We start from the raw sequence: 9,051 nt of genomic DNA on the forward strand, positions 1-9,051 counted from the left end.
AACGGCTCGATCACCGCCCACGACTCATCAGTCAGCTCATGACGACGCACCACGAACAAACCAACGATGCCGCCACTTTGCGGACACGACCTAGGGCTCATTGTCGGATTGCAGGCCCGCCGGTGCAGGGACTCCGTCAGGCTCGGCCGGGTGAGAGGGGCCGGGCCCGCGAGGAGGGCGGCCAGCATGGTGCGGGCGGCCGTGGCCAGGGGGTCGTCGGAGACGGCGAACCGGTCAGGCGGACCTGGGGAACCGGATGGCCGTGGGCACGCACGTGCTCCATCACCGCCCCCGTCGGCATGGGCCGAAGTTACCCGGCCGTACGGCGCCCTCGGCCCGTTTTGGACGTGCGGGTACAGTGTGCAGGTCGTCATCACACCCGTACAGGGGGAAGCCGGTGCAATTCCGGCGCTGACCCGCAACCGTGAACCGCCGCCATCGGCGGTGAGCCGGATCGCCCCGTACGGTTCGTGACCGGCTCACGTGCCCGGCGCCCGCCGGTGCACGGCACCGTCGAGGTATACGGAGCCGAGCCGCCGGGGTGTCCCGTGCTGTCCGGCTCCCTCACAGGGAGAGGCACCCGCCGATCATGAACGTCCGCCGCAGCGCCGCGGTCCTGGCCGCCGTCACCGTGATCGGCGCCGCCACACCGGCCGCCGCCGCACCGTCGCCGACTCCGTCCCAGGCGTTCCCCTCCGCCCTGTACGGGGACAAGGACCCCAAGTTCGACGGCGTCTGGCGCCAGTCGCTCGCCCTGCTGGCCCAGGACACGGTGGGTGAGAAGCCGGCCGCCAAGTCCGTGGAGTGGCTGGTCCGGCAGCAGTGCGAGGACGGCGGGTTCGCCCCCTACCGTGCCGATCCGGCCGCGGCGTGCGACGCCAAGACCATGGTGGACAGCAACCAGACGGCCGCCGCCGTCCAGGCCCTCGCCGCACTCGGCGGGCACGACGCCGTCACCGGCAAGGCCATCACCTGGCTCAAGTCCGTCCAGAACAAGGACGGCGGCTGGGGTTACGCACCCGGCGGCCCCAGCGACACCAACTCCACGTCCGTCGTCATCGGCGCGCTCGCCGCCGCCGGTGAGAAGCCGGACCAGGTCGAGAAGGGCGGGAAGTCGCCCTACGACGCCCTGCTGAAGCTCACCCTGCCCTGCGGCGGGGACGGTGACGGCGCCTTCGCGTTCCAGCCCGACAAGAAGGGCGAACTGGCCGCCAACGCGGACGCCACGGCGGCGGGTGTGCTGGGCGCGCTGGGCAAGGGCATGGTGGTGAAGCCCGGCAAGAAGTCCGACGCCACCTGCGCTGAGCCCCGTACACCGGAGCAGGCCGCCGACAACGGAGCCGCGTACCTCGCCCAGACCCTCGCCGAGGACGACAACCACCTCACCTCCGCCCTCGCCGGCGCGGACCCCCAGCCCGACCACGGCAACACCGCCGACGCGGTCGTCGCGCTCGCCGCGCGGGGCGAGACCGCGCAAGCCGAGAAGTCCCTGGGCTGGCTGGAGAAGAACTCCGCGACCTGGGCCGCCCAGAACGGCCCCGCCGCCTACGCCCAGCTGATCCTCGCCGCCCACGCGACGGGCGCGAACCCGCGCGACTTCGGCGGCACGGACCTGGTGAAGCGGCTCAACGCGACGGGCCCGGCCCCGCAGACGTCCGAGAAGACAGCGTCGGCGGAGGACGAGAGCGACTCGAAGTCGGACTTCTTCGGCGTCTGGTGGTACGTCGGGGTCTGCCTCGTCGCCGGTATCGGCATCGGCTTCCTCTTCACCGGCCGCAAGAAGAAGCAGCAGTCGTGATCCGCCGGGCCGTTCCCCTCCTCCTGGCCTCGCTCCTGCTGATCGCGGGCGCGGGCCAGGCCCAGGCCGCCGGCTACCGGTACTGGTCGTTCTGGGACCGCGAAGGCGACCGCTGGGTCTACGCGACACAGGGCCCGTCCATGGCCCGCCCCTCGGACGGCGACGTCCAGGGCTTCCGCTTCGCGGTGAGCGAGGACTCCTCCGAGGCGGCCCGGCCGCGCGGCACGGCCGACTTCGAGACCATCTGCGCGAAGACCCCCGCGCAGGACGGCAGGAAGCGGGTCGCGCTCGTCATCGACCCCGGCACCAAGGCGGACGCCCCCCAGGGCGAGTCCCCGCCCCCCGCCCGGGCGGCCTGCGCCCGCGTAGCCCTCGACGCGACCACGGCAGAGGCCCTCGCGACGGTCGCCAAGCCCCTCCGCTACGACACGAACGCCCTGTTGTGCGCGATCGCGGGCTACCCGCAAAGGGGCTGCGGAGAGCAGGTTTCGAGCTCCCGGAAGTCGGCACCGGCGGCGAAGAAGGACACGTCCGACGACAACGGCCCGTCCCTGGGCCTGCTGACGGGCATCGGCGTGGTGGCGGCACTGGGGGCGGCGGCGATCTGGCAGGTACGGCGGCGTGACCAGGCTTAGCAGCGCGGACCGGCTCAGCGACGCGCCCTCCCACCCCCCGCGCCGGCCCCGGGCCCCTCTGCACCCCGGCGCCTGGTGGCTCTGGTCCCTCTCCCTCGGCACCGCCGCCACCCGCACCACCAACCCCCTGCTCCTCTGCCTCCTCATCGCGGTCTCCGCCTATGTCGTGGCGACCTGCCGCCCCGCGACCCCCTGGTCCCGTTCCTACGGCGCCTTCGTCAAACTCGCCCTCGCCGTCCTGGTCATCCGGCTTCTCTTCGCGATCGTCCTCGGCTCCCCCATCCCCGGCACCCACACCCTCGTCGCCCTCCCCGAGGTGCCCCTTCCCGACTGGGCCCAGGGCATCCGCCTCGGCGGCGAGGTCACGGCCGAGGCCCTCGCCTTCGCGTTGTACGACGGTCTGAGACTGGCCGCCCTGCTCGTCTGCGTCGGCGCCGCGAACGCCCTCGCCAACCCCTCCCGCCTCCTCAAGTCCCTCCCGGGCGCCCTGTACGAGATGGGCGTCGCGGTCGTCGTCGCCCTCACCTTCGCGCCGAACCTCATCGCCGACGTCCAGCGCCTGCGCGCCGCCCGCCGGCTGCGCGGGCGTCCGGACAAGGGCGTCCGGGGCCTGCTGCAGGTGGGCCTGCCGGTCCTGGAGGGCGCGTTGGAGCGCTCGGTGTCCCTGGCCGCCGCGATGGACGCCCGCGGCTACGGCCGTACGGCCCAGGTCCCGGCCGCGGTCCGCCGTACCACCGCCGCCCTCACCCTCGGCGGCCTGCTCGGCGTGTGCGCCGGAACGTACGGGCTGCTCACCGCCGAAAGCGCCGCCTACGGGGTGCCCGTGCTGCTCGTCGGCCTCGCCGCCGCCCTCGCGGGTCTCCGGCTCGGCGGCCGGAGGTCGCCGCGCACCCGGTACCGCCCGGACCACTGGGACGTGCGCGCCCTGCTGGTCGTCGCCTCCGGCGTGGCGGTCGCCGCACTGCTCGTGCTCGCCTCGGTCCGTGACCCCGCGGCACTGCACCCCGGCGTGGTGCCGCTCGTGGCCCCCACGCTCCCCGTCTGGCCCGCGGCGGCGATCCTCCTCGGCCTGCTGCCCGCGTTCGTCGCCCCTGAGCCCAAGGAACCGTCGTGATCCGCTTCGAAGATGTCTCCGTGACGTACGACGGTGCCTCCGGACCCACCGTCCAGGGCATCGACTTCGAGGTCCCCGAGGGCGAACTCGTCCTCCTGGCCGGCCCGTCCGGCGTCGGCAAGTCCACCGTCCTGGGCGCGGTCAGCGGGCTCGTGCCGCACTTCACCGGCGGCACCCTGCGGGGCAGGGTCACGGTGGCCGGACGCGACACCCGCACGCACCAGCCGCGCGAACTCGCCGACATCGTGGGCACGGTGGGCCAGGACCCGCTCGCCCACTTCGTGACCGACACCGTCGAGGACGAACTCGCCTACGGCATGGAGTCGCTCGGCCTCGCCCCGGACGTGATGCGCCGCCGCGTCGAGGAGACCCTCGACCTCCTCGGCCTGGCCGACCTGCGGGGCCGCCCCATCGCCACCCTCTCCGGCGGCCAGCGGCAGCGCGTCGCGATCGGCTCGGTCCTCACCCCGCACCCCGGCGTCCTCGTCCTGGACGAACCGACCTCCGCCCTCGACCCCGCGGCCGCCGAAGAGGTGCTGGCCGTCCTCCAGCGCCTCGTCCACGACCTCGGCACCACGGTCCTCATGGCCGAACACCGCCTGGAACGCGTCATCCAGTACGCCGATCAGGTCGCCCTGCTGCCGGCTCCGGGCGCGTCCCCGATCGTCGGCCCTCCGGCGGAGGTCATGGCGGTGTCCCCGGTGTATCCCCCGGTGGTGGCGCTGGGCCGACTGGCGGGCTGGACCCCCTTGCCGCTGACGGTCCGAGACGCACGACGAAGGGCAGCGGATCTACGCCGACAGCTGGACATCGCCCCTCAGGGGCGCGGGGAACTGCGCGACCAGCCACAAACCACCCGCACCCGCGAACAATCCACGGCCGAAGTCCAAGCCCTCTCCGTAACCCGCTCCCGCATCCAAGCCCTGACCCACATCGACCTCACCATCACCCCCGGCGAAACCATCGCCCTCATGGGCCGCAACGGCGCGGGAAAATCCACCCTCCTCAACGCACTCGTCGGCCTGGTCACCCCCACCTCAGGAAGCATCAAACTCGGCGCAGCCACCCCCCACCGCACAGCCCCCAAGGACCTCGTCCGCAAGGTGGGCCTCGTCCCCCAGGAACCCCGCGACCTGCTCTACGCCGACACCGTCGCCGCCGAGTGCGCGGCGGCGGACCAGGACGCACGGGCAGAACCCGGCACCTGCCGCGCCCTGGTCACCGAACTGCTCCCAGGCGTCACCGACGACACCCACCCCCGGGACCTCTCGGAGGGCCAGCGCCTCGCCCTCGCCCTGGCGGTCGTGCTGACCGCCCGGCCCCCGCTGCTCCTGCTCGACGAGCCCACCCGCGGCCTGGACTACGCGGCGAAGGCCCGCCTGGTCGATGTCCTGCGCGAACTGGCCGCCGAGGGACACGCCATCGTGCTGGCGACCCACGACGTGGAACTGGCCGCCGAGATCGCCCACCGCGTGGTGCTGCTGGCCGAGGGCGAGGTGATCGCCGACGGCCCGACGGCGGAGGTCGTGGTCTCCTCGCCGTCCTTCGCCCCGCAGGTCACCAAGATCCTGGCCCCGCGGCACTGGCTCACGGTCTCCGAGGTCCGCGCCGCCCTCCAGCCCGGGACCGGCTCATGAACCCCCAGCGCCAGGCCCGGGCCGTTCGGCTCGGCCCCCGCTCCCTCGCCGCCCTGGTCCTGGTCAGTGCCGTAGGGGTGGCCGGTTTCGGCTGGCCCTTCCTCGCCCCGCCCACCTCGCAGCTCAGCGCCCACGCGCAGGACGCGCCCTGGCTCTTCGCGGGCCTGCTGGTGCTGCTCGTGGCGGTGGTGGCCGCGGCGATCTCGGAGTCCGGTCTCGGCCCCAAGGCGGTGGCGATGCTCGGCGTGCTGGCCGCCACGGGGGCCGCCCTGCGGCCGATCGGCGCCGGTACCGCCGGGATCGAGCCGATGTTCTTCCTGATGGTGCTGAGCGGCCGGGTCCTCGGCCCGGGCTTCGGGTTCGTCCTCGGCTCGGTGACGATGTTCGCGTCCGCGCTGCTCACGGGCGGGGTGGGCCCGTGGCTGCCGTTCCAGATGCTGGCGATGGGCTGGTTCGCGATGGGCGCGGGCCTGCTGCCCGGCCCGGACCGGCTCCGCGGCCGCGCGGAACTCATCCTGCTGGCGGCCTACGGCTTCCTCGCCGCCTTCGCCTACGGCACGGTGATGAACATGGCGGGCTGGCCCTTCATGAGCGCGCTCGCCTCGAACGTCGCCTTCGACCCGCAGGCGGCGGTCCCCGCCAACCTGGCCCGTTTCCTCGCGTACTGCCTCGCCACCTCGCTCGGCTGGGACCTGGGCCGGGCCGTCGTCACGGTGGTGCTGACGCTGACCCTCGGCCCGGCGGTGCTCAGGGCATTGCGCCGCGCCACCCGCCGGGCGGCCTTCGAGACGCCGGTCACGTTCGACGCGCCCTCCGCAGTGAAGCCCCCCACATGACCCGTGTCACATACGAAGCGAGGCCGTAGCGACAGGCCCCGGTCACAGGTCCGGCCCTTGGCGCACATGCGGCCGTACCTAGTAAAAGGGGGCGTTGCGGGCCGTGCCGGGCCCTGTTTCTCTTGACGACCAGGCGGCGGCCCCCTGATCCCCGGGGCCGTCGCCTTCGCCCCGCTCAGCCGCTCGTACTGACGCGGAGTTCCTTCACCCCGTTGATCCACGCCGACCGCAGCCGACGCGGATCGTCGACCAGCCGCAGCCCCGGCATGGCATCGGCGATGGCGTTGAAGATGAGGTCGATCTCCAGCACCGCGAGGGACTTGCCGAGGCAGAAGTGCGGGCCGCCGCCGCCGAAACCGAGGTGCGGGTTGGGATCGCGGGTGACGTCGAAGTCGTCCGGCTCGTCGAAGACCTCGGGGTCGTGGTTGGCGGAGGCGTAGAACAACCCCACCCGATCGCCCTTGCGGATCCGCTTGCCGCCCAGCTCGGTGTCCTGGGTGGCGGTGCGCTGGAAGGCGGCGACCGGGGTCGCCCAGCGCACGATCTCCTCCGCCGTCGTCGACGGCCGGTCCCTCTTGTACAGCTCCCACTGCTCGGGGTGGGTGAGGAAGGCGTGCATGCCGTGGGTGATGGCGTTGCGGGTGGTCTCGTTGCCCGCGACGGCCAGCATCAGCACGAAGAAGCCGAACTCGTCCGAGTTGAGGTTGCCCTCGTTCTCCGCCGCGACGAGTTGCGTGACGATGTCGTGGGCGGGGCACTGCTTGCGGTCGGCGGCCATGTTCATCGCGTAGGCGATGATCTCGGTGGCCGACTCGGCGCCGACCTCCTCGGTGATGGCGTACTCGGGATCGTCGTACGCGATCATCTTGTTGGACCAGTCGAAGATCTTGTCCCGGTCCTCCTGCGGGACGCCCATCAGCTCCGCTATCGCCTGGAGGGGCAGTTCGCAGGCGACCTGGGTGACGAAGTCGAACGGCCCGGTGTGCGCGCGGGCGTTGGCGACGATCGCGAGGGCGCGGGCCCGCAGCCGCTCCTCCAGGGCGCGGATCGCCCGAGGCGTGAAGCCGCGCTGCACGATCTGCCGGACCCGGGTGTGCTCCGGCGGGTCCATGTTGAGCAGGATGAACCGCTGGGCGTCGATGGAGTCGCGGTCGATGTGCTCGTTGAAGCGGATGATCGCCGTGTTGAGGTACGACGAGAACAACTCCGGGTGCGTGGAGACGTACTTGACGTCGGCGTGCCGGGTGACGGCCCAGTACCCCTCGTCCTGGAAGCCGGCGACATTGGCCGGCTGCGGCACCCAGCAGACCGGCTCGACCCGGCGCAGCTCGGCGAACTCCGGCAGGGGCACGCGTTGATGCAGCAGGTCCGGGTCGGTGAAGTCGAACCCCTCGGGCAGCGCGGGACAGGGCATGGGCGGCTCCCACCACTCGTACCGACTCGTTCCGACTCTTGTTCTGACGGCCCATCAGCTGTGCGGAGTTGCGGTGACGGTAGTAACGGGTTCTACAACTAGCAAGAGGCATGGACCCCTCAATTGCCCGCACGACCCTTGCGGTCACGGAGTGACCGTCAGCACACTGCTGACAGAACTAGAACGCGTACTAGTTCCGCGTAGCCTCCCGGAGAGGACCCGCACCCATGGCTGCCGAACCCGTGATCGTCGAAGCCGTACGCACCCCGATCGGCAAGCGCGGCGGCGCGCTCGCCCATCTGCACCCGTCCTATCTGCTGGGCGAGACCTACCGCGAACTCCTGGGCCGCACCGGCATCCCCGCCGACTGCGTCGAACAGATCGTCGGCGGTACGGTCACCCATGCCGGGGAGCAGTCCATGAACCCCGCGCGCACGGCCTGGCTCACGATGGGACTGCCGTACGAGACGGCCGCGACGACCGTCGATGCCCAGTGCGGGTCCTCCCAGCAGGCCTCGCACATGCTGGCCAACATGGTCGCCGCGGGCGTGATCGACGTCGGCATCTCCTGCGGGGTGGAGTCGATGTCCCGGGTGCCGCTGGGGTCGGGCTCGAAGCACGGGCCCGGGAAGCCGTTCCCCGACGAATGGAACGTCGACCTCCCCAACCAGTTCGAGGCGGCCGAGCGGATCGCCCGCCACCGAGGCCTGACGAGGGAGAACGTCGACGCGCTGGGCCTCGCCTCCCAGGAACGGGCCGCCCACGCCTGGGCGGAGGAGCGCTTCAAACGAGAGACCTTCGCCGTCCAGGTCCCGACGACGGAGGAGGAGCAGCACGCCGGGCAGGGCATGTGGCGCCTGGTCGACAAGGACGAGGGCCTGCGCGACACGTCGCCGGAGGCGCTGGCTTCTTTGAAACCGATCATGCCTACGGCGGTACATACGGCCGGCAACTCGTCGCAGATCTCCGACGGGGCGGCGGCGATCATGTGGGCGTCGAAACGGATGGCTCGCGCCCTGAAGCTGAGGCCCAGGGCCCGGATCGTGGCCCAGGCGCTGGTGGGAGCCGACCCGCACTTCCACCTCGACGGACCGATCGACGCGACGAACGCCGTGCTGGGCAAGGCCGGGATGTCCCTGAAGGACATCGACCTGGTCGAGATCAACGAGGCGTTCGCGTCGGTGGTGCTGAGCTGGGCGCGGGTCTTCGAGCAGGACCTGGAGAAGGTGAACGTCAACGGCGGGGCGATCGCGCTCGGGCACCCGGTGGGAGCCACCGGGGCCCGGCTCATCACGACGGCGCTTCATGAACTGGAGCGCACGGACAAGGAGTTCGCGCTGATCACCATGTGTGCGGGGGGCGGTTTGGCCACCGGCACGATCATTCAGCGGTTGTAGTCGTCCAGTTGATGAAAGTGGTGAACGTGGCGGGGTCGAGGGTGAGGATCGGTCCCGCCGGGTTCTTGGAGTCCGAGAGCAGCCGTGGACTGCTCCTGCTCGACGCGAGTGCGGAACAACCGAACGGCTAGGGCCTGTCGTTTGGATCACGGCGCAGGGAATCGGCAGCACTTCTTCGACGCCGGTGAGCGGGGCCTGGTGCGTGCAGCTGCAAGGCGGA

Annotated in this window: 8 protein-coding genes and 1 riboswitch; of the genes, 6 read left to right on the top strand and 2 right to left on the bottom strand. The window is 71.8% G+C overall.

The features are described from left to right. The first annotated feature begins 385 nt into the window (after positions 1-385). Positions 386-460: riboswitch (cobalamin riboswitch) on the top strand. A 129-nt stretch (positions 461-589) separates the two neighbouring features. From ACFZBT_RS40585 to ACFZBT_RS40605, 5 genes are read left to right on the top strand one after another with little or no spacing between them, the layout of a single operon-like run. Next, the gene (locus tag ACFZBT_RS40585; protein ID WP_391115585.1) at positions 590-1,798 is read left to right on the top strand and encodes a prenyltransferase/squalene oxidase repeat-containing protein; all 1,209 of its coding nucleotides are present in this window, start codon (positions 590-592) and stop codon (positions 1,796-1,798) included. Continuing rightward, the gene (locus ACFZBT_RS40590; RefSeq protein WP_391115588.1) at positions 1,795-2,433 is read left to right on the top strand and encodes an SCO2322 family protein; all 639 of its coding nucleotides are present in this window, start codon (positions 1,795-1,797) and stop codon (positions 2,431-2,433) included. The genes ACFZBT_RS40585 and ACFZBT_RS40590 overlap by 4 nt, the downstream gene beginning before the upstream one ends. Next, positions 2,420-3,547 (top strand): CbiQ family ECF transporter T component, encoded by a 1,128-nt coding sequence (locus ACFZBT_RS40595; protein WP_391115592.1) that lies wholly within the window; start codon positions 2,420-2,422, stop codon positions 3,545-3,547. The genes ACFZBT_RS40590 and ACFZBT_RS40595 overlap by 14 nt, the downstream gene beginning before the upstream one ends. Beyond that, the gene (locus ACFZBT_RS40600) at positions 3,544-5,184 is read left to right on the top strand and encodes an ATP-binding cassette domain-containing protein (RefSeq protein ID WP_391115595.1); all 1,641 of its coding nucleotides are present in this window, start codon (positions 3,544-3,546) and stop codon (positions 5,182-5,184) included. Before ACFZBT_RS40595 ends, ACFZBT_RS40600 begins: the two co-directional genes overlap by 4 nt. Continuing rightward, positions 5,181-6,020 carry an ECF transporter S component gene (locus tag ACFZBT_RS40605; RefSeq protein ID WP_391115598.1) on the top strand — a complete coding sequence of 280 codons (840 nt, stop codon included), beginning with the start codon at positions 5,181-5,183 and terminating at the stop codon, positions 6,018-6,020. Before ACFZBT_RS40600 ends, ACFZBT_RS40605 begins: the two co-directional genes overlap by 4 nt. 175 nt (positions 6,021-6,195) lie before the next feature. Here the strand turns inward: ACFZBT_RS40605 and ACFZBT_RS40610 are convergent, their stop codons facing one another. Continuing rightward, positions 6,196-7,434, bottom strand: coding sequence for a cytochrome P450 (locus ACFZBT_RS40610; RefSeq protein ID WP_391115602.1), 1,239 nt, complete (start codon positions 7,432-7,434; stop codon positions 6,196-6,198). A gap of 227 nt (positions 7,435-7,661) precedes the next feature. Here ACFZBT_RS40610 and ACFZBT_RS40615 point away from each other — a divergent pair, with 227 nt between their 5' ends. Beyond that, the gene (locus tag ACFZBT_RS40615) at positions 7,662-8,831 is read left to right on the top strand and encodes a steroid 3-ketoacyl-CoA thiolase (protein ID WP_391115605.1); all 1,170 of its coding nucleotides are present in this window, start codon (positions 7,662-7,664) and stop codon (positions 8,829-8,831) included. Here ACFZBT_RS40615 and ACFZBT_RS40620 read toward each other — a convergent pair. Beyond that, entirely contained in the window at positions 8,815-8,913 is a 99-nt protein-coding gene (locus ACFZBT_RS40620) for a DUF397 domain-containing protein (protein WP_391115608.1), read from the bottom strand. The genes ACFZBT_RS40615 and ACFZBT_RS40620 overlap by 17 nt on opposite strands. Positions 8,914-9,051 lie beyond the last annotated feature (138 nt).

Source organism: Streptomyces sp. NPDC008137 (genome assembly GCF_042957035.1).
Taxonomy (GTDB): domain Bacteria; phylum Actinomycetota; class Actinomycetes; order Streptomycetales; family Streptomycetaceae; genus Streptomyces.

Bases quoted from the DNA above. Each gene is read 5' to 3' on its own strand.
- ACFZBT_RS40610 (WP_391115602.1), bottom strand. From the start codon at position 7,434: ATGCCCTGTCCCGCGCTGCCCGAGGGGTTCGACTTCACCGACCCGGAC.
- ACFZBT_RS40585 (WP_391115585.1), top strand. From the start codon at position 590: ATGAACGTCCGCCGCAGCGCCGCGGTCCTGGCCGCCGTCACCGTGATC.
- ACFZBT_RS40605 (WP_391115598.1), top strand. From the start codon at position 5,181: ATGAACCCCCAGCGCCAGGCCCGGGCCGTTCGGCTCGGCCCCCGCTCC.
- ACFZBT_RS40615 (WP_391115605.1), top strand. From the start codon at position 7,662: ATGGCTGCCGAACCCGTGATCGTCGAAGCCGTACGCACCCCGATCGGC.